16 protein-coding genes are annotated in these 19,687 nt (G+C 52.8%); 4 read left to right on the top strand and 12 right to left on the bottom strand.

Translation table 11 applies throughout. From position 1 onward, the window contains the following. Nucleotides 1-9 precede the first annotated feature (9 nt). Nucleotides 10-327 (top strand): YkvA family protein, encoded by a 318-nt coding sequence (locus MXMO3_RS02410; RefSeq protein WP_117394823.1) that lies wholly within the window; start codon nt 10-12, stop codon nt 325-327. 83 nt (nt 328-410) lie between these two features. On the opposite strand, the gene pyc is transcribed toward MXMO3_RS02410, so the two are convergent. Both pyc and MXMO3_RS02400 read right to left on the bottom strand, forming a co-directional pair. Beyond that, the gene (gene pyc / locus MXMO3_RS02405) at nt 411-3,857 is read right to left on the bottom strand and encodes a pyruvate carboxylase (RefSeq protein ID WP_117394822.1); all 3,447 of its coding nucleotides are present in this window, start codon (nt 3,855-3,857) and stop codon (nt 411-413) included. 82 nt (nt 3,858-3,939) lie between these two features. Further along, entirely contained in the window at nt 3,940-4,350 is a 411-nt protein-coding gene (locus MXMO3_RS02400; RefSeq protein WP_027835979.1) for a protein tyrosine phosphatase family protein, read from the bottom strand. A gap of 221 nt (nt 4,351-4,571) precedes the next feature. On the opposite strand from MXMO3_RS02400, the gene glpK reads away from it, so the two are divergent. Continuing rightward, nucleotides 4,572-6,077, top strand: a complete 1,506-nt coding sequence (gene glpK / locus MXMO3_RS02395) for a glycerol kinase GlpK (protein WP_117394821.1) — start codon at nt 4,572-4,574, stop codon at nt 6,075-6,077. Between the two features lies 1 nt (nt 6,078). Here the strand turns inward: glpK and MXMO3_RS02390 are convergent, their stop codons facing one another. The 4 genes from MXMO3_RS02390 to MXMO3_RS02375 all read right to left on the bottom strand — a co-directional run bounded on the left by MXMO3_RS02390 (nt 6,079) and on the right by MXMO3_RS02375 (nt 10,304). Continuing rightward, nucleotides 6,079-7,110 carry a quaternary amine ABC transporter ATP-binding protein gene (locus MXMO3_RS02390; protein ID WP_117394820.1) on the bottom strand — a complete coding sequence of 344 codons (1,032 nt, stop codon included), beginning with the start codon at nt 7,108-7,110 and terminating at the stop codon, nt 6,079-6,081. After that, entirely contained in the window at nt 7,107-8,003 is an 897-nt protein-coding gene (locus MXMO3_RS02385; protein ID WP_027835976.1) for an ABC transporter permease, read from the bottom strand. Before MXMO3_RS02385 ends, MXMO3_RS02390 begins: the two co-directional genes overlap by 4 nt. Before the next feature lie 77 nt (nt 8,004-8,080). After that, nucleotides 8,081-9,079, bottom strand: a complete 999-nt coding sequence (locus MXMO3_RS02380; protein ID WP_117396682.1) for an ABC transporter substrate-binding protein — start codon at nt 9,077-9,079, stop codon at nt 8,081-8,083. Nucleotides 9,080-9,320: 241 nt separating this feature from the next. Then, a complete protein-coding gene (locus tag MXMO3_RS02375; protein WP_117394819.1) occupies nt 9,321-10,304 on the bottom strand; it encodes a glycine betaine ABC transporter substrate-binding protein in 984 nt (327 codons plus the stop codon). Between the two features lie 350 nt (nt 10,305-10,654). On the opposite strand from MXMO3_RS02375, the gene MXMO3_RS02370 reads away from it, so the two are divergent. Together MXMO3_RS02370 and MXMO3_RS02365 are read left to right on the top strand one after the other, a co-directional pair. Further along, nucleotides 10,655-11,854, top strand: coding sequence for an ABC transporter substrate-binding protein (locus tag MXMO3_RS02370; RefSeq protein WP_027835972.1), 1,200 nt, complete (start codon nt 10,655-10,657; stop codon nt 11,852-11,854). Between the two features lie 114 nt (nt 11,855-11,968). Then, entirely contained in the window at nt 11,969-12,562 is a 594-nt protein-coding gene (locus MXMO3_RS02365) for a class I SAM-dependent methyltransferase (RefSeq protein WP_162889100.1), read from the top strand. Between the two features lie 181 nt (nt 12,563-12,743). Here MXMO3_RS02365 and MXMO3_RS02360 read toward each other — a convergent pair whose 3' ends face one another. The 6 genes from MXMO3_RS02360 to MXMO3_RS02335 form a co-directional block, all read right to left on the bottom strand. Then, nucleotides 12,744-14,030 carry a branched-chain amino acid ABC transporter permease gene (locus tag MXMO3_RS02360; RefSeq protein ID WP_117394817.1) on the bottom strand — a complete coding sequence of 429 codons (1,287 nt, stop codon included), beginning with the start codon at nt 14,028-14,030 and terminating at the stop codon, nt 12,744-12,746. Further along, nucleotides 14,027-15,028 (bottom strand): branched-chain amino acid ABC transporter permease, encoded by a 1,002-nt coding sequence (locus MXMO3_RS02355; protein ID WP_245985785.1) that lies wholly within the window; start codon nt 15,026-15,028, stop codon nt 14,027-14,029. The genes MXMO3_RS02360 and MXMO3_RS02355 overlap by 4 nt, the downstream gene beginning before the upstream one ends. A gap of 17 nt (nt 15,029-15,045) precedes the next feature. After that, entirely contained in the window at nt 15,046-15,750 is a 705-nt protein-coding gene (locus MXMO3_RS02350) for an ABC transporter ATP-binding protein (protein WP_027835968.1), read from the bottom strand. Then, nucleotides 15,747-16,517 carry an ABC transporter ATP-binding protein gene (locus MXMO3_RS02345; RefSeq protein WP_027835967.1) on the bottom strand — a complete coding sequence of 257 codons (771 nt, stop codon included), beginning with the start codon at nt 16,515-16,517 and terminating at the stop codon, nt 15,747-15,749. The genes MXMO3_RS02350 and MXMO3_RS02345 overlap by 4 nt, the downstream gene beginning before the upstream one ends. Nucleotides 16,518-16,615: 98 nt before the next feature. Continuing rightward, nucleotides 16,616-16,984, bottom strand: a complete 369-nt coding sequence (locus tag MXMO3_RS02340; RefSeq protein ID WP_117396681.1) for a methylglyoxal synthase — start codon at nt 16,982-16,984, stop codon at nt 16,616-16,618. Nucleotides 16,985-17,258: 274 nt separating this feature from the next. Further along, complete coding sequence (locus MXMO3_RS02335; protein WP_245985784.1) at nt 17,259-19,628, bottom strand: methyl-accepting chemotaxis protein; 2,370 nt, start codon at nt 19,626-19,628, stop codon at nt 17,259-17,261. Nucleotides 19,629-19,687: the final 59 nt, after the last annotated feature.

Here is a 19,687-nt window from a genome sequence, read left to right as displayed (position 1 = left end):
AGGGTGCACATGAATTTGATCATTCAACGCTTGATGCGGTTTCGCCGTGAAATCGTGCAATTGTGGTATGCCTTTTGGCATCCGCTGACCCCGACCTATCTCAAAGTTCTCACCATATTGACTACGCTTTATGTGATCAGCCCGATCGATCTTGTGGCGGATTTCATCCCCGTGCTGGGCTGGATCGATGATTTCATCATTGTTTCATTTGCCGTGTCATGGATTGTATCGCGCTTGCCGCGGGTGACGCAGGATCCGATGCCGCACGATTACGCGCAGACGGATACACAAGAAAAAACCATTGAGGGCAAAGCCCGACGCCGATAGATTGCCCTATCGCAGCGCAATGAAAAAGGCGGGCCAGAGCCCGCCTTAATTGTATTCGCATTGATTACTGCACAGATGAGGGTCTATTCGCCCTCAAACCGTACCAGCAAATCCTTGGCATCGATCTGATCGCCAGGTTTGACGAAGATTTCCGCAATGGTGCCATCATTCTCGGCGTGGATAGCAGTCTCCATCTTCATCGCTTCAATAGACAAGAGCACATCCCCGGCCTGCACCTCTTGCCCGGCTTTCACCGCTAGGGTGGAGACAACACCCGGCATCGGCGCACCAACATGGTTGGCATTGCCAACCTCAGCTTTCGGCCGTGCAACAATCTCGCTGGCCATTGAGCGATCTGGCACCGCCACCGTGCGCGGCTGGCCGTTCAGTTCAAAGAATACACGCACCATGCCTTTGTCATTTGGCTTGGATTGGCCCACCAACTGGATGACCATGGTTTTCCCTTTTTCCAGGTCCACCAACAATTCATCGCCCGCTTCCAGCCCGTAGAAATAGGCTGGGGTCGGGATCACAGAAGTTGGCCCATAAGTTTTCTGCGCCGCCATAAATTCGGTGAAGACCTTTGGGTACATCAAATAGGACGCCAACCGGAAATCATCAATTTCCAACTCGGTGATCTCTTCAATCTCTTTGCGCTTGGCTTCAAGATCAACAGGCTCAAGATAGGCACCTGGACGCTTATCCAGCGCCTTCTTGCCTTTCAGCACCTTGTCTTGCAGCGCTTTTGGGAAACCGTTGGGCGGCTGGCCCAAATCACCTGCAAAGAAGCCCACTACTGAATCTGGGAACGACACGTCGCGGTTCGGGTCTTCCACATCCGCACGGCTCAAGCCAGACGACACCATGGCCAAGGCCATATCGCCCACCACTTTCGAGCTTGGCGTCACCTTTACAATGTCCCCGAACATATCGTTCACATCCGAATAGGTTTGCGCCACATCGTGCCAGCGAGACTCAAGCCCCAATGACCGCGCTTGCTCTTTCAGATTGGTGAACTGACCACCTGGCATTTCGTGCAGATAAACCTCTGAAGCACCTGAGCGCAGATCACTTTCAAAGGCACGATATTGCGTGCGCACCGCTTCCCAATAGAAGGAAATTTCGCGGATCGTTTTCGCATCCAGGTCCGGATCACGCTCGGTGCCGCGCAAGGCCGCCGCGAGTGAGCCAAGACATGGTTGCGACGTGGTCCCAGAGAAGCTGTCCATCGCCGCATCAATCGCGTCGACGCCCGCATCCACAGCCGCCAAAACGGTGGCCGCTGCCGCGCCGGACGTGTCGTGGGTGTGGAAATGGATCGGCAGATCGGTTTCTTCCTTCAAGGTCGAAATCAATTTGCGTGCCGCCGCAGGCTTCAACAACCCGGCCATATCTTTAAGGCCAAGCACATGTGCGCCCGCTTTTTCCAACTCTTTGGCCAGACCCACATAATATTTCAAATCATAGGTGGCCCGGTCCGGGTCCAGCATATCGCCGGTGTAGCAGATCACGCCTTCACAGACCTTGCCCGCCTCGATCACCGCATCCATGGAGACGCGCATATTCTCGACCCAGTTCAGGCAGTCAAACACGCGGAACACATCGATGCCACCTTTGGCCGCCTGTTCCACGAAGAACTTCACAACATTATCGGCATAATTCGTGTAGCCCACGCCATTGGAACCGCGCAGCAACATCTGCGTCATAATGTTTGGTGCTTCCTCGCGGATAATGGCCAAACGCTCCCATGGGTCTTCGGTCAAGAACCGCATAGACACGTCAAAGGTCGCGCCGCCCCAGCACTCAAGCGAGAACAAATTGGGCATGCCATGGCTATAGGCCTTGGCAATTTTCACAATATCATGGGTCCGCATCCGTGTGGCCAACAGGCTCTGGTGCGCGTCGCGCATGGTGGTGTCGGTAAACAACACCTGCTTTTGCGCCTTCATCCATTTGGCCAACCCGTCCGGCCCATCACGATCCAGAATTTGTCGCGTGCCCTCCAAAATAGGTGGCGGCGTAAATGTCGGCACCACGGGTGCGGCAGCTTCAGCTGGTGGCGCAGGCCGATCCTTAACCTCTGGGTGACCATTCACCGACACATCGGCAAGATAGGTCAACAAGCGTGTTGCCCGGTCGCGCCGTTTGGGGAAATCAAATAGCTCAGGCGTATTATCGATAAAGCGCGTGGTGTAGCTATTGTCCCTAAAGTTCGGGTGAGAAATAATATTCTCAAGGAAGTTCAAATTGGTGGTCACGCCGCGAATACGGAACTCGCGCAAGGCACGGTCCATCCGCGCAATTGCATCTTCCGGCGTTTGCGCCCAGCAGGTCACTTTTTCCAACAATGGATCATAATAGCGCGTGATCACCGCGCCGGAATATGCGGTACCACCATCCAAGCGCACGCCAAAACCTGTCGCGCCGCGATAAGCAGTAATGCGGCCATAATCGGGAATGAAGTTTTCTTCTGGATCTTCTGTCGTCACCCGGCACTGCAGCGCGTGGCCATTCAAATGAATGTCTTCTTGTTTCGGCACACCCGATTTCGGGTCACCGATCTTTTCGCCTTCCAGCACCCGAATTTGCGCCTTAACGATATCGATGCCGGTGACTTCTTCCGTAACCGTATGTTCCACCTGAATGCGCGGGTTCACTTCGATGAAGAAGAACTCATCACTGTCCGCATCCATCAAAAACTCAACGGTGCCCGCGCCACGATAATTTGCGGCGTTACCGAGCTTCAAAGCTGCGTCTGTAAGGCCCTTGCGCACCTCTTCAGTAAGATAAGGCGCAGGTGCCCGCTCCACCACTTTTTGGTTGCGGCGCTGCACCGAGCAATCCCGCTCAAACAAGTGCACCAGATTGCCGTGATCATCGCCGATCAGCTGCACTTCCACATGGCGCGCGCGCTCAATCAGCTTTTCAAAATACATTTCATCTTTGCCGAAAGCCGCCTTGGCTTCACGCTTGGCCTCCGCCACTTCAGCCCGCACGGCCTTTTCATCGCGAATGGTGCGCATGCCGCGGCCACCGCCGCCCCAGCTGGCTTTCAGCATCAAAGGAAAGCCAATCTCCTTGGCCATTTTGACAACTTCGTCGATATCGTCAGGCAGCGGGTCCGTAGCGGGCACCACCGGCACACCAGCTTCAACCGCCAAATTACGCGCCGCAACCTTGTTGCCAAGTGCGCGCATGGTTTCTGACCGTGGGCCAATAAAGATAATGCCTGCATCCGCACACGCATCGGCAAATTCAGGGCTCTCAGACAAGAGGCCATAGCCTGGGTGGATCGCATCCGCGCCCGACTTTTTGGCAATGCGGATATATTCATCGATCTGCAAATAGGCTTCAACAGGCCCCAAGCCCTTGCCGATCAAATAGGCCTCGTCTGCCTTGAACCGATGCAATGCCAATTTGTCCTCTTCGGCAAAAACAGCAACGGTTTTTAAGCCCAGTTCGTTGGCCGCGCGGAACACGCGGATGGCAATCTCACTTCGGTTGGCAACAAGGATTTTCTTAATCGACATAGCAACTCACTTTTCAAAAAAGTGTTGAACATAAAAGCCAAGCCCGTGCGCCACAACGCACAAAGCTAGCTTGCGTGGGGAATTACTGGCTCAAATGAGCCGCTAGATGAGATACATCATAGCCCGCATTGGCTGCAGCTTTGATGATGTCATCCGCAGGCTGTTCACCCGCTTGGCTTAGCGCCCATAGCGTGGTGGACCGGGTGCCTGAGCGGCAATAAGCAAACACTTTGCCGTCATTGGCCAGCGCATCTCGTGTCGCCGCAATCATCTCTGCGGAAACACCATCCCGACCCATAGGGATCGAAACATAGTTTAACCCTAGCTTTTTCGCTTCTTCTTCAATCAATGCGCCAGCCGGTTGGTCCGGGGCTTCGCCATCTGGGCGATTATTGATAATGGTTTTAAAACCCGCTTCTTTGAGGGCAGGCAAGTCATTGGGCGAAATTTGCGGTGATACACTCACCTTCTCATTGATGGTTTTAATGTCCATCCTATCGTCCTTTCATCTCGACCGCATAGATCAACATGCAGGTCTCAAGGTTTATAGGCGGCGCAAAAGGCCCATGGCAAGCACATCTGAAACCAAAACAGGGCAGATTGAAGAAATAATTTATCAAATGGGATAAGTGGACCCTATTTACGTGACCCGCCTTGAAATTTTAGACCAGATGATTGAAATTCTTCAGTAAAAATCTCAGTGGGAGGGCGTACATGTCTATACAAGATAAAAAATATTTACTGGCCATCGATCAAGGTACGACATCCACCCGCGCTATTGTTTATGGCGAAAACCTGATTCCCATCGCCAGCGACCAAACAGAGTTTCAACAATTCTTCCCCCAAGATGGCTGGGTGGAACATGACGCCAATGAAATCTGGCAGACCGTGGTCACCACGATCAAGGGCGCGCTCAAAAAAGCAAATCTTGCCGCCGATGATATTGCCGCCATCGGCATCACGAACCAACGTGAAACCATCACCTTGTGGGATCGCAACAGCGGTGAACCGCTCCACAAAGCCATCGTTTGGCAGGATCGACGCACCACCGACTATTGTGCCGAGTTAAAAAAAGCGGGGCATGAAGAAACAGTCACCGCCAAAACCGGGCTGCTGCTTGACCCTTATTTTTCGGGCACCAAGGCCAAATGGCTGCTGGACAATGTGGAGGGTGCACGCGACCGCGCTGCAAAGGGCGAGTTAGCCATCGGCACCATCGATAGCTGGTTGATCTACAAGCTCACCGGCGGTGCGTCGCACACAACCGATGCCACCAATGCCTCACGCACCCTGCTATATAATATCCATAAAGGCGAGTGGGATCTGGATTTACTCGATTTGCTCGATATCCCCGCTGCTCTCCTGCCCGAGGTGCGAGATTGTGCCGCCGATTTTGGCCAGTGCGACAAAGACCTGTTTGGCGCCGCCATTCCCATCACAGGCGTTGCTGGCGACCAACATGCGGCCACCATCGGCCAAGCCTGCTTTGAAAAGGGCATGATCAAATCCACCTATGGCACCGGGTGCTTTGCCATGATGAATGTCGGCGACAAGCCCCTCGCCTCATCCAATCGCCTGCTTTCCACCCTTTGCTATCAGCTTGACGGAAAACCAACATACGCGCTGGAAGGCTCCATCTATATGGCAGGCGCCACCGTGCAATGGTTGCGCGATGGCTTGGGTATTATCGAAAGCGCGGCGCAGGTGAATGATCTGGCTGCAAAAGCTGACAACACCCAATCTGTTTATTTGGTACCCGGCTTTGTGGGGCTGGGCGCACCCTATTGGGACAGCGATGCCCGCGGAGCCATTTTTGGCCTGACCCGCAATTCTGGCCCCCGCGAATTGGCCAGGGCTGCGCTGGAATCCGTGGGCTATCAAACCCGCGACTTGATCACCGCCATGAATGCAGATTTTGGCGACGATGTGAGCCTGTTGCGGGTGGATGGCGGCATGACCGCATCAAATATGACCATGCAATTTTTGGCCGATATTTGCCAAGTGCCCGTTGACCGCCCCACTAATCTGGAAACCACCGCCAAAGGCGCTGCCTATCTCGCCGGGCTTCATGTGGGTCTTTGCCCCCCACCTCAAGATATGATGGAGAAATGGGAGCTCGACCAGCAATTCACCCCACAGCAAAGCGCAGACTGGGCCACCCAAAAATATGCGGGCTGGCAAGATGCCGTCGCCCGCACATTGTCAACGCATAGCGGCTAAGTCACCCCGACACACCACTGTGGCGAGCCAAAGCCTTGATCACTTGTTTGGCAGTTACCTTGCCGATCACTTTGTCATTCGCATTGGTGACGCCCACCCAGTCATGCTCGGCAAAAAGCGGCAGCACGTCTTCGCAGCGGGCATTTGCTGACACAGTGGCGCCGCTCGTGCCAAAGTCGCCGCGCTCCATAATGGTGTGCACATGAATGGCGCGCGCTCGGTTCACATCCCGCACAAAGTCTTCCACGTGCGCGTTGGCCGGGTTGAGTACCACTTCTTCCGGCCGCCCGGATTGGATCACCGCCCCATCCTGCAACACCGTCACCTGATCGCCAATTTTAAGGGCTTCGTCAAAATCATGGGTGATGAACAATATGGTTTTATTCAGCTCTTTTTGCAGCGCCAGCAACTCATCCTGCATACCCGAGCGGATCAAAGGATCGAGCGCCGAAAAGGCCTCGTCCATCAGCAAAATATCGACATCCATGGCCAAAGCGCGGGCGAGGCCAACGCGTTGCTGCTGGCCACCGGACAATTGGTGCGGGCGCGATTTTTCATACCCTTCCAGCCCCACAGTGGCGATCCATTTTTCTGCGATCTCTTTCCGCTCTTTTTTGTCGATCCCGCGAATTTCCAAGCCATAGGCCACATTGTCCAGCACCGAGCGATGCGGCAGGAGGCCGAACCTTTGGAAAACCATGGCAATTTGCGTGCGCCGGAAGGTGCGCAACTCATCAAGGCTCATCTCCAGCACATTCTGCCCATCAACAAAGATTTCCCCTGAGGTTGGGTCAATCAGCCGGTTCACATGCCGGATCAGGGTGGACTTACCGGACCCCGAAAGTCCCATCACCACGTGTAATTTGCCCGGCGCCACCTGCAAACTCACATTGTTCAGGCCAATCACATGGCCGGTTTCCGCCTGCAGCTTATCCTTGGACTCCCCGGCCTGCAGCTTTTCCAACACGGCTTGCGGTTCGGGCCCAAAAATCTTGGTCACGCCGCGCATTTCGATTTTATATTGATGGCTCATGAGCGATCTCCTGCCAGCCCGATCTGCTCCTGCAATTGCTTGCCATAGGCCTGCGTGATCCGGTCAAAAATAATCGCCAGCACCACAATGCCCAGCCCGGCAAACACACCACGGCTGACCTCCAACCGGCCAATGCCCTGCAGCACCTGATAACCAAGGCCCCCGGCCCCGATCATGGAGGCAATCACCACCATGGCCAGTGCCATCATGGTCGTCTGGTTCACCCCGGCCAATATGGTGGGCAGGGCCAGCGGGATCTGCACCCCGAACAGCCGCTGCCGCGGCGAGGCACCAAAGGCCTGCGCGGCTTCCATCACACTCGGCTCCACCTGTCGAATGCCCAGATTGGTCAGGCGCACCAGCGGTGGCGCCGCATAAACAATGGTGGCCAGAAGCGCCGGAATTTTGCCGGGGCCAAAAATCATCACCGTGGGGATCAGATAAACAAAGCTGGGCATGGTCTGCATCAAATCCAAAATCGGCGTGACGATGCGCTGCACAATTTCTGAGCGCGCCATCACAATGCCCAAAGGTATCGAAAAGACAATGGCGGTCACCGTGGCGGAGATCATCAACGCCATGGTTTCCACGCTGTCTTCCCAAAGCTCCATCAGCCCCATAAACACAAGCCCCACCACCACAATGATCGGCAGGGCCTTGCTACGGGTTGCCCCATAAGCCAGAGCGGCAAAGGCCAGAATGATCAACCACCAGGGCACCATCAACAGCCCGTCCTCAATACTATTGAGCATTACCAGCAAGGGATAGGCGGCGTCCTCGAACGCGCCACCCCAATTGCGCACCACCCAGTTCAGCCCATCATCCACCCAAAACCGCAAAGGCCGCGTATTGATAAATTCCGGAAATTCACCGCTGAAGAAAAACTCGAACATCGCCCTGATCCCTTTATGCAAAAATGGCCAGGTGAACCTAATCACCCGGCCACTTTCAATGCTTTATCAGTAGCCCACTAAAGGGCAGCTTTCACTTTTTCAGCCACATCTGCTGGCACCCAATCGGTCCAGACATCTTCTTCCGTTTTCAAGAAATGTTCGGCTGTTTCTTCAGCGCCAGCTTTGTTCTCTGCGCCCCAATTCAACATTTTGGAGATCTGAACATTGTTAAGCGCCACTTCGCTCAAATAGTCAAAAACCACAGGGGCTTCTTCAGCAAGCCATGCCGCCGTACCCACCGTCACAGGCGGTGTCGGGAAAGCGCTTTTGCCTTTGTCTTCGCAGCTAGACTCAACATTACAGGCCCAGACTTCCGGATCATGCTCAGGCATTTCGAGCTGGACCATGTCATATTTGCCCATAATGGCCGTGGGGCCCCAATAGTAAAATACAATCGGCTCTTCACGCTCAAAGGCGCGCACAATGGAGGCATCCAGATTGCCACCGGAACCGGGTGAGAACAGATTGAAGCTCTCTTCCAGATCATAGGCCTCAAACAAAGCCGCATTGGCGATTTCGCAACCCCAACCTGGCGGGCAGGAATAAAAACGACCCTGATCCGGATCGTCAGGATCGGCGAACAATTCGGCATATTCAGGCAAATCTTCAACCCGTTTCAGGCCCGGATTTTCCGCCGCCACATAGGCGGGAATCCACCAGCCTTCAACCGCACCGTCTGAAATGGCAAGGCCCGCATCCTTCACGGCACCTTCTTCCAAACCCTTTTTCCATTGGTCTTGCACCGTGCCGATCCACAATTCAGGGGCAATGGCCGGACGACCTTTCGACAGCATAGACGCAGATGTGGGCACGGAATCCCCCGCAACCAGCTCCACATTACAGCCATAGCCCTCTTCCAAAATGGTGGCGTGGATGTGCGCCAGCGCTGCCGCTGACGGCCAATTCATCTCGGCAATATCAATTTTGCGGTCCGTGCCACACTCGGCCGCCATCGCGCCACCCGTCGCACCCAAGGCGACAAACACTGTCGCCAATGCCAATTTAAACTTTTGCATACCTAGTTCTCCCGACTTTTCTGCAATTTTTAGATTGAGCATAACCAGCCCCAACCACCCGGTCAAATGGCGGAGAACTAAGGAAAATTCCGATATTTACTTAAACAACGCCAAATGAAGGGCAAAGCCAACCCCGCGTTTGCCAGCGGATATTTTGGTTTCAATACCGCCAGCCAAGTGTTTCTACCGACAACCTTTGGTCAGTTTTTTTTGTGAACACAGTTTCAACTAAAGCGAAAAACTATGGCGCACTTACCCACGCCTGCCACGTCTCTGGAAACGCTTCAATAAAATGTGTAGCCGTTTGTTGCGCTGTAAATGCTTGACGTTCCTGAACCGCCAACAGTTCATTCATGACCGCTATGGGCATAGTGGCGCGCCGCAAATAGCCCAACAATTCGGGCATATCAGCCCGCACATCGCTGGCGGCGACAAGGCCAATTTGCTCGCTTGGAAAATCACTTCGTTTGGGCGCACCGCAGCTGGATTGTGCCAGGCAGGGATAGGCATCCGCAACATAGTCACCCAAAGAGAGCGCTGCGAAATCAAACTGGTGCAACACGGCGTTGGGCTGCCAATAATAAAACACTGCCGGTTCACGCGCAGAGATAATCTGACCGATCATTTGGTCCATTTCAAAACGGGATTGCGGCACCACCACCTCAAACACATTCTGAAGGCCGAACGCGCGGATCAAATTGTCATTCAGCACGTGACACGCCCACTTTTCCGGACACGTGATAAAGCGGATTTTGTCGCGTTCATAAAGCCCGGGCATGTCAGCCAATTTTTCAGCCGCCCCAAGTTGCGGAAAATCAGCGGTCACCTTGCTGGGCACAAACCACCCTTCCAAGGTGGTTGCGTCAAAACTAGACGCGGCCATAAAGGCCCGCTGCGCTTCACCCAGCTTATTCCACTGGCCCGCCACGCGATTGACCCAAAGCTCGGGCACAATTTTAGGTTCCTGCGCCGCATCAATCGTGGCTGCCACATTGGCTAAATCACTTTGCACCACCTGCGCATCACAATTAAATTCGGACCGAAAAAGTTGATGATGAATATGCGCCAAAATACTGGCGGACGGCCATTGTAAATCTGCGATGGTGACCACTTCACCCCGGCACCCTTCATAGATCAACTCGGCATCTGCGGCAGATTGGGCAAACGCACCTTGCGCGCCAAAACTGCCCAAAACGATGATCATCGCCGCCACTAAATTGCGCATATATTGTGCCTTATCCCGCCCAAATTTACGGCCAATGTGACCATTTTACCCTGACAAATCAATCCCGATCGGTCGAATAGTCGACCAAGCAACCCAATGCAATAATCGCGGAAGATTGCCTGTAACCCACTCAACTTGTAACCATTTTTGTTGCAATTGAAATTAACACTATTCGCAACCTTTTGCTGATTATTGCGACAAAAGCTGGTGACTCTTATTAAAAAATCGTTATTGTTGGCGCAACGAGGGAGGAAAACGACCTCGGCCATAAGGCGGATAAGACCTAATAAAGAGCTGGGAAAAAGTTCGTTTTATCCGTTGATGAAAGATGTACAAATTAGAGGGAAATTATGCGTCATCTTAAACTTGCACTCACAGCAGCCGCCGCACTTAGCGTTGCAACACCGGCTGTGGCTGAAGACGTAAACATCGGTATTCTTCTGGGGTATACCGGTCCACTTGAAACATTGGCTCCACCAATCGGTGATGCAGCCAAATTGGCTTTGCAGCATGTAAATGAGCAAGGCGGCATTTTGGGCGGCGAAGCAACGTTCACCATTGGTGACTCGACTTGTGCCGACGCCACTGCAGCCGCAACAGCCGCTGACCGTTTGATCAACGCCGATGGCGTTCATGCAATCGTTGGTGCGATGTGCTCAGGCGCCACCATTTCAGCAGCAAACACCGCTGCTATTCCTGCTGGCGTTGTGATGGTTTCACCATCTGCCTCTTCACCTGCTGTAACAACAGTTGAAGACAATGACTTGCTGTTCCGTGTTGGCCCATCTGATGCCTACCAAGGTGAAGTTGTTGCCCGCATGTTGCTCGACAAAGGCATCAACGACATTGCCATCACTTACGTGAACAACGACTACGGCAAAGGCTTTGCTGATGCCCTGTCTAACGCCTACGAAGCAGGCGGCGGCGATGTGATGATCTCTGAAGCGCACGAAGAAGGCAAATCAGACTACCGTGCTGAATTGGGTTCTTTGGCAGCTAGCGGCTCACAAAACCTGATCATTCTTGCTTATGCATCTGGCTCAGGCCAAACCATTCTGCGCCAAGCAATTGAAGCGGGTGACTTTGTAACCTACTTCGGTGGTGACGGCATGGTTGCTGATGCGTTGGTAACTGGTATTGACCCATCTGCAGTTGAAGGCATGTTGGCATCTCGCCAAGGTCGCTTGGAAACTGAAGGTACAGCCGTTTATGAAAAATTGGCAACAGACGCTGGTCTGGACCCAATCGCTTCATTCGGCCCACAAGCCTATGACGCTGCGTTCTTGTTGGCTCTTGCTTTCGAGCAAAAAGGCAACACAGATCGTGAAGGCGTAAACGAAGCCCTTCGTTCAGTAGCAACAGCTCCTGGTGAAGTGATCCTTCCTGGCGAATGGGATAAAGCCAAGCAGTTGATCGCTGACGGCAAAGAAATCAACTATGAAGGCGCTGGCGGCGACCACGAGTTCGACGAAGCTGGTGACGTATCAGGTGCCATCGTAGAAATGACCATTAAAGATGGTGTGTTTGTTGAAGTTGGCCCACTTAAGTAAGCCAACCCCACAACAGCATTAGTATTGAACCCGACGCTTCGGCGTCGGGTTTTTTATTGCGCAAATCATACCTGCACCCTACGATCTCTTTCTGCGCAATTTATGGGTGCGATTATGAGCTACGATCCAAAGACCTTCGCCTTCTATGCTGAAAATGCAAAGCAGTATGCGCATCGGCGCACGAAGCCTTCCGAGACATTAAGCAAGTTCATCGCCACCCTCCCACCGGGCAGCCACATCCTTGAGCTGGGTTGTGGGGCCGGGCTGGAAGCGCGCCATATGCGCGATAATGGCTTTGAGGTAACCGCAACCGAAGGCAACCCGGCACTTGCCGCCGAGGCCGAACGAAATTTCGGAGCCCCCGTAAAAGTGATGCGTTTCGACGAGCTGGACGACGAAGCGGCATATGATGCCATCTGGGCCAATATGTGCTTACTGCACGCCCCGTGGGAGAGCTTGTCGGATATCATTGAAAAAGCCCATCGCGCTCTAAAACCAGACGGGCATCTCTGGGCGAGTTTCAAAGTCGGAGAAGGCGCTGGCCGTGATAAGCTTGGACGCTATTACAATCTTCCCACCCCCGAAATGCTCGAACAAAAGTTCAAAGCATCCGCACCCTGGCAGCTCTTTGCCCTCAAGGACGGCGCGGGTGCCGAAGGGGCCGATGGCGAATCTTATCAATCCATCTGGTGCATCGCGCAAAAATAGGCGTCACGACATTCACCGATAAGATCCATCCCTTTTGATGCAGTGGTGCTGACGAATGGATATGGGGCGCCATCGATATTATGGCGTTTGTCCCACTCAATTGGCGATATCCATCGTACTCAAAAAAAACGCCGCCTCGATAAAGGCGGCGTCTTTTAACTTGTCAGTATAAGCGGACTACTTATTTATCTGTCCGTATCCGTTCCGGAATGACCCCTTGTGGGAAATAACGTAGGGCGAAGGTAATCACCAAACCCAACACGAACACGCGCATTTGCAACGCACGCGATTCAATGTTCGGAATAGCACCAATGCCAGCCCCTTCAGAGAAATCGGAGATATAGCCAAACAGCAGCACCGATGCGGGTTCAGAAACGGTCCACACAATGTAGATGAACACGCCGCCAAACAAGGCACCATAATTGTTGCCCGCACCACCAACGATGATCATCACCCAAACAATGAAAGTATGGTTGATCGGTTGATAGCCACTAGGGTCCAAGATTTGTGAGAATGACGCCAAGATCGCGCCGCCAATGCCCATCAGGATTGAACCAAGGATAAACACCTCAAGCTCGCGCTTGGTCACGTTTTTACCGATTGCCGTTGCCGAAACATTATTGTCTCGAATGGCACGCATCATGCGTCCCCAAGGGCCTTCATAGGCCTTTTGCAAGAAGTAAAAGATCACTGCAATCATGAGAACGGTCAAAGACAAGAACCCAACCCGTGCCAACACAGTGGACATGGTGGCATCTTCAAGTCCGCTCGCCACAATATCGGCCGGCGAAGGTGTCGGCCAAGGCAGCGGCGACACAGTAAGCGTGCCCCGTGTGAACCAATCCATGTTTTTCACCAAGGCCCGGATAATTTCGGAAATCCCGATGGTCGCAATCGCCAGATAGTCTGTGCGCAGGCCCAAGCAAATCCGGCCGACAATATAAGCGATTGCCCCGGCCAAAACGCCCCCAAACAACCAGCCCAAGACAACTGGCAGGCCAAGGCCGCCAATAAAGCCCGCCTCATCCTCAATCAAGCGGGCAGCCGGATCGATCTGTGAGCGATAAACGATATAGGCTGTGGCCCAAGACACCACGATCAAAAAGGTGCGTAATTTACCTTTAATGCCGAACCGTTGTGAGTTGGTGGCCAGATAAACCAGCACCCCGCCAAATATCGCTGCCAGAAGGGCCTTAAACAGCATGAACGGCCCATCGGACGCCCAGAACGCTTCGTTGATCGGATAGGAAACGAAGGTCACGGCAACGCCGCCAACCATCAAAAAGCCCATCACACCGAAGTTGAACAGACCGGCATAGCCCCATTGCACGTTAAGCCCCAACGCAATCAGCGCATAAGCCGAGGCGGTAACCAACATAAACAAGGTCGTTGGAATTTGCTGCCAAACAGCGATGGCCAAGAGGAAAACGCCCAGGGCCAAAAACAGCATTGCATCGCGACGCATCATGATGAAACTCCTTTAAAGATACCCGTTGGACGCACCAGCAACACAACCACCAAGATCACAAACGCGACGGTGAGTTTATATTCGGTTGGCACAATGGAAAGGTCATTCGGCACCCATTCAGGCAAATTATCCCGGAAGGGGCGCAACATGATCGCCCAGTTAAACACGGACATGGTTTCAGCAAAGCCGATGATCAAGCCGCCAGCAATGGCGCCATAGGCTTGCCCCAAGCCGCCAACAATTGCCGCCGCAAAAATCGGCAACACAATGTTAAAGGCCAAGTCAGGCTTCAAGATCACATCAAGCGCCAGCATGGTGCCCGCCATTGCGGCCAAGCTGCCCGCGATAATCCAGGTGGCGCGAACCACTTGGTTTGTGTTGATGCCAGACACAAGCGCCAGGCTTGGATTGTCGGCCATCGCCCGCATGCCTTTGCCCAACCGCGAACGCGTGAGGAAGAAATGCAATGCAACCACTGCAATCACCGTCACAGCGATCAGCAAGAGCTGCGGTTCTGACACATTGACCGTGCGCGATGCACCCAACCAGGACACATCGAAGCGGAACAATTGTTTGCTCTCATTTTCAAAGAAACTGCGGGTTTGAACCCCACCAAACAGGCGGATCAAGCCTTGAATCATCAGGGTTACACCGATTGAAGCGATCAATAGCGTAACGGGTTTCACCCCTTTGGCCCGCAAGGGTTGATAGAATGTGCGGTCAATCCCAAGCGCCAAACCTGCGGTGATCACCATGGCAAAGGGCAACACGATAAAGCCGGTTGGCCAGAAGGTTGAAATGCCCAAGGCGCTGGCGATCGAGGCCAGCACGAAGGCCACAAATGCCCCCATGGTCATCATGTCACCATGCGCAAAGTGCGCAAACCGCAAGATGCCAAAAATCAAGGTAATGCCGACCGCACCGAGCGCATAAACGCTGCCCAATACTGCGCCAGACACAATAACCTTATTAAAGAAAAAGATGAGTTCGTTCATCATAGCGTCTACGTCCCCCGTTAGCCGCCAAGGAAGCTGCGTGCGACTTCTGGGTCGTCAAGCAGTTCCCGTCCAGTTCCTGTGAACCGATTTTTACCATTCGCCAAAACAAAACCTTTGGAGGCAAACTCAAGAGCTTGCCGCGCATTTTGCTCCACCATCAAAATGCCAACACCGGCCTGATTGATGTTTACGACCGTTTCAAAGATTTCCATCATATAGCGTGGACTAAGCCCAGCAGATGGTTCATCCAACAACAGCAATTTTGGCTGGCTCATCAACGCTCGGCCCATGGCCACCATTTGCCGTTGCCCGCCTGAAAGCTCGCCAGCATTTTGCTTGCGCTTTTCTTTGAGCGGCGGAAACATGTCGTAGATTGAAGCGATTGTGTCTGAAAAATCGTCTCGGCGAATATACGCGCCCATCTCCAAATTCTCATGTACAGACATGGAGGTGAACACATTAAATTCCTGCGGCACAAAACCAAGGCCCATTGGCACCAATTTATCTGCCTGCATGTTGGCCACTTCGGTGCCCTCAAGCAGAATTGAGCCGTCGGTCACTTCCAACAGGCCAAAAATGGCCTTCAATGTTGTTGACTTGCCAGCCCCGTTTGGCCCCACAATCACGCCCACATCTTCTTTATCGATGGACATGTTGACGCCATTCAAAATCGGTGCACCGCCATAGCCGCCATGCACATCTTTTACTTCCAACAAACTCACGATACAGCCTCCACAGCGGTGCCGAAATAAGCCTCAATGATTTCAGGATTAGCCCGGATTTCCTCCATTGGCCCTTCGGCGATCACCGTACCCTGCGCCATCACAATCACGGGATCGCATAGCTCCGCGATCAGATCCATATCGTGCTCAATCACAAAGAACGTATAGCCTAGCTCTTTGTTCATGCGCTGAATATTGGCCGCCAAATCCTTGAGCAAGGTGCGGTTCACGCCCGCAGCCACTTCATCAAGCAGCACAGCTTTGGCATCGGTCATCATCGTCCGGCCCAACTCCAAAAGCTTCTTTTGGCCGCCGGACAAATTGCCCGCCAGTTCATTGCGCACATGGCCCAGCTTCAAAAAATCGATCACATCTTCAGCCATCTTGCGAATTTCATGATCAAATTCCGCCACATGCTTTGGATTAAACCAGCTTTGGAATAAGGATTCCCCTGGCTGATCGGCCCCGGCAACCATCAGGTTTTCCAACGCGGTCATGTGTGAAAATTCATGCGCAATTTGAAATGTACGCAACATCCCTTTTTGGTAAAGCTGATACGGCTTTAGCCCGGTGACGTTTTCACCGTCAAAAATGATCTCGCCCTCGGTTGGCTTCAGGTTGCCCGCGACCATATTAAACAGCGTGGATTTACCTGCACCATTTGGCCCGATTAGCCCTGTGATCGAGCCTTTAGCCACAGTGAGCGAACAATCATTTACGGCCTTCAAGCCTCCAAAACTTTTGGAGACATGACGCACCTCAATCATGTTGTCTTTTTGCACCCCGTAATTCCCCTCTTGTCGGAGTTTATTCTGCCTAGTTGCACATCTATGGCTGGTTCGGTCAACCGAGCCAAACATAGCAATTAGAACAATGTCAGCACCGCATCTGCCGTCGCTTTGTTGCACGCGAAAGGCACATCATACAATGTGGCCAAACGGATCAACGCTTTCACGTCAACATCGTGCGGCATTGCGGTTAGGGGATCAATGAAAAAAACCAGACCATCAAGCTCTCCCTCGACAATCATGGCGCCCAATTGAGCATCACCACCCAATGGCCCGCTTTTCAAAAGCGTTATCGGCAATTGTGTAGCGTCGATAATTGCCTGTCCGGTCGTGCCGGTGGCAAACAAATCATATTGAGCCAACTTCTCTTTTACTTGGCTGCACCAGACCGTAAGATCTTGTTTTTTCTTGTCATGTGCGACCAAACCGATTTTTTTGCTCAATATACTACCCTTTGGATCATACGGATCCAGCTTCTCCCAAAGCTCCCTAGCCCGCGACAAATACAACAAAGCACTTCGCGTGAAAAGCTGCTCTGTTGAAAAAAGTTGCTCTTTTTACTGCTTTTGATCCATGACGCGCGCCAACAACATCGAAAGACGCAACAATAAATGCAAATACCGCCGCTTTTGCCCAGATAAGGAAATAAAAGCGACGGCATTATTGGCAATTTATACTAATAAATTAGATGGCAAGTGAGAGCACACCGGCTTTTCCGGCTTAGAACTCCTGCCAGTCAGAATCATGGTCCACCGCAACATTGCCTTCGTGCATATAGGCCTTTGCCGCCTGTGTGCGTTTTTCCGGCGATGGCTGCGCTGTTAGCATCGCGCGGTCCGCCTGTGCTTCATCAAAAGCCGACGCATCACCACGCTCAATAACAAACTGATCAACAATCTTATCAAGTTGCGAGGCTTGGGCCTCCGTTTGATCAATGGCAGCATTGGTCTCTTCCACCAACGCAGCATTGTGCTGGGTCATTTCATCCATTTCACGGATCGATTGTGAAATCTCATTGATCGCGGATGATTGTTCTTGGCTTTGGCTGGCAATTTCATCCATCAAACCTGTCATACCGCGCACAGAATTGACGATACCCTCGAGATTTTCTGATGCCTGTGCCACCAATTTCGACCCGCCATCCACTTCCGTCACGGATTGCTCAATCAATGTCTTAACTTCGCTCGATGCCTCGGCAGCAGATTGCGCCAGGCGCCGCACTTCAACGGCCACCACCGCAAAGCCCTTGCCTGCTTCGCCCGCACGTGCGGCCTCAACAGATGCATTCAACGCCAGCAGATTGGTTTGGAAGGCAATATCGTCAATCATGCCGATAATGTCCGAAATCTTATTTGACGATGCGGTAATGCGCGACATGGCATCGTTGGCCGAGTGCATAACCTCGCCACCTTTTTCGGCGACCTGACGGGCCTCAAGTGCAGAGGTCCGCGCCTGTTGCGCCCGTTCGGTATTGTCATTCACCGTGTTGGCCAATTGCTCAGTCGCCGCCGATGTTTCTTCAATAGCCGCCGCCTGTTTTGTCGTCCGTTCTGACAAATCATTCGCACCGGACAAGATCTCGCCGGTCGCCACTTTCAACCCGCGCGAGGTGGACCGCAACTGGCCGATCACCTGGCTCAGTTTTTCACCCACGGCATTTGTATCGTTTTTCAGTTGCAAGAACGATCCGCGATAGTCGCCCTCAACACGATGTGACAGATCGGTATTTGCCATCGCAGACAACACAGAACCTGTTTCTTGCAAGCCACGATCAACAGTTTCCACAAGGCTATTAACCCCTTCCGCCAATCGATTGAGTTCTTCATCCGGGAATTTAGCTTCTACCCGCTGGGTAAAGTCACCATCAATCGCCGCATCAACCACTTGACCGAAGGCACTTTGCAGTTCGCTCATCATGGCTGCACGCTCAATGGTGCGCTGTTTGGCGGCTTCCTTTTCCTCTTCGGTCATTTCATTGACCCTGAGGCCATTGTTCCGGAAGACCTCAACCGCACGCGCCATTTCACCCAGTTCGTTCTTACGCTGGGTGAACGGCACCTCGGCACCATATTCACCATTGGCAATTTGCCCCATAACCCCGGTGATGCGGTTCAATGGCTTGGTGATGGACCGCCCAATGACAAAGCCCAAAATCGTGATGGCCGCAAAAGCAATCGCGATGGTGCTGAACATAAAGATCTTGGTTTGCTCCGTCATGGTTGCCAGACTAGTGCGCGCCTCCTGGCCTTTTTCCATCGCAAACATGATGATTTTCTCAAGCTCACCAGCAATGGTGTCGTAAAGAGCATCCATTTCCGCACTCAACGCGTTGTGCCGCTCTTTCGCGCCCGCATATTCGTCAAACGCAACATTGTAGACTTCAAGCTTATCGGCGATTTCAAATTGGAAAGTGGGTTCCGCACCGGCCTTGCCGGCTGCACGTGTGACGCGCTTGATCTGCTTGTCCACGCCCATAATATTCCGTGCACCGCCAAACAGCAAAAATTCGCGCTCGTAATTGCGCATTTCGGAAAAAGCCAACTCTGTGCTGTCACTCTTCAGGCTGCCAACGTCCTTGGACACATCTTTCGCCGTTGCGCGGAAGCTGTTCAAAAAGCTCTCTTCCTGATTGATCGAGATTTCAGCGGACGTCTCCACCAGCAAATCAAAAAGGCTGGCATATTTGGTCAGGGAATCTTCAACCACATTGAAGCTGCCCGCGATCTCCTCTTGCCCAAGCGAGGTGCGCAAATCTGCCAAACGCGTTTGCGCTGCGGCAATCTGGTCGCGCGTCATCTGCGCATTTTCATCGCTATCATTAGCAATATAATCTTTTTGGAACCGACGGACCTGAAGCACATCCAAGCCAAAGATCTGCGCCGTGTTCTGCGCTTGGCTAAAATTCCGCTCTTCTAGAATAGTCGAGGCTTTTTGCTGTTCCGATACGAAAAACATCACGCCAATCAGCGCGATTGTTAAAGCGCTCAATGCAGTACTAAAGACTATGCGTGTCGAAATCTTTGTCGACCGCACGGATGGCAGCTTAAACTGCAACTTAGACCGCACTTTCTGCACAATTGACCGAACCATTTGAATACCCCCGATTGCTATTATGGCCAAAATACGGTGAATTGGTAATAAATTGGTTA

It is taken from the genome of Maritalea myrionectae, from assembly GCF_003433515.1.
GTDB lineage: Bacteria > Pseudomonadota > Alphaproteobacteria > Rhizobiales > Devosiaceae > Maritalea > Maritalea myrionectae.
This window is presented reverse-complemented; position numbering and strand designations above follow the sequence as displayed.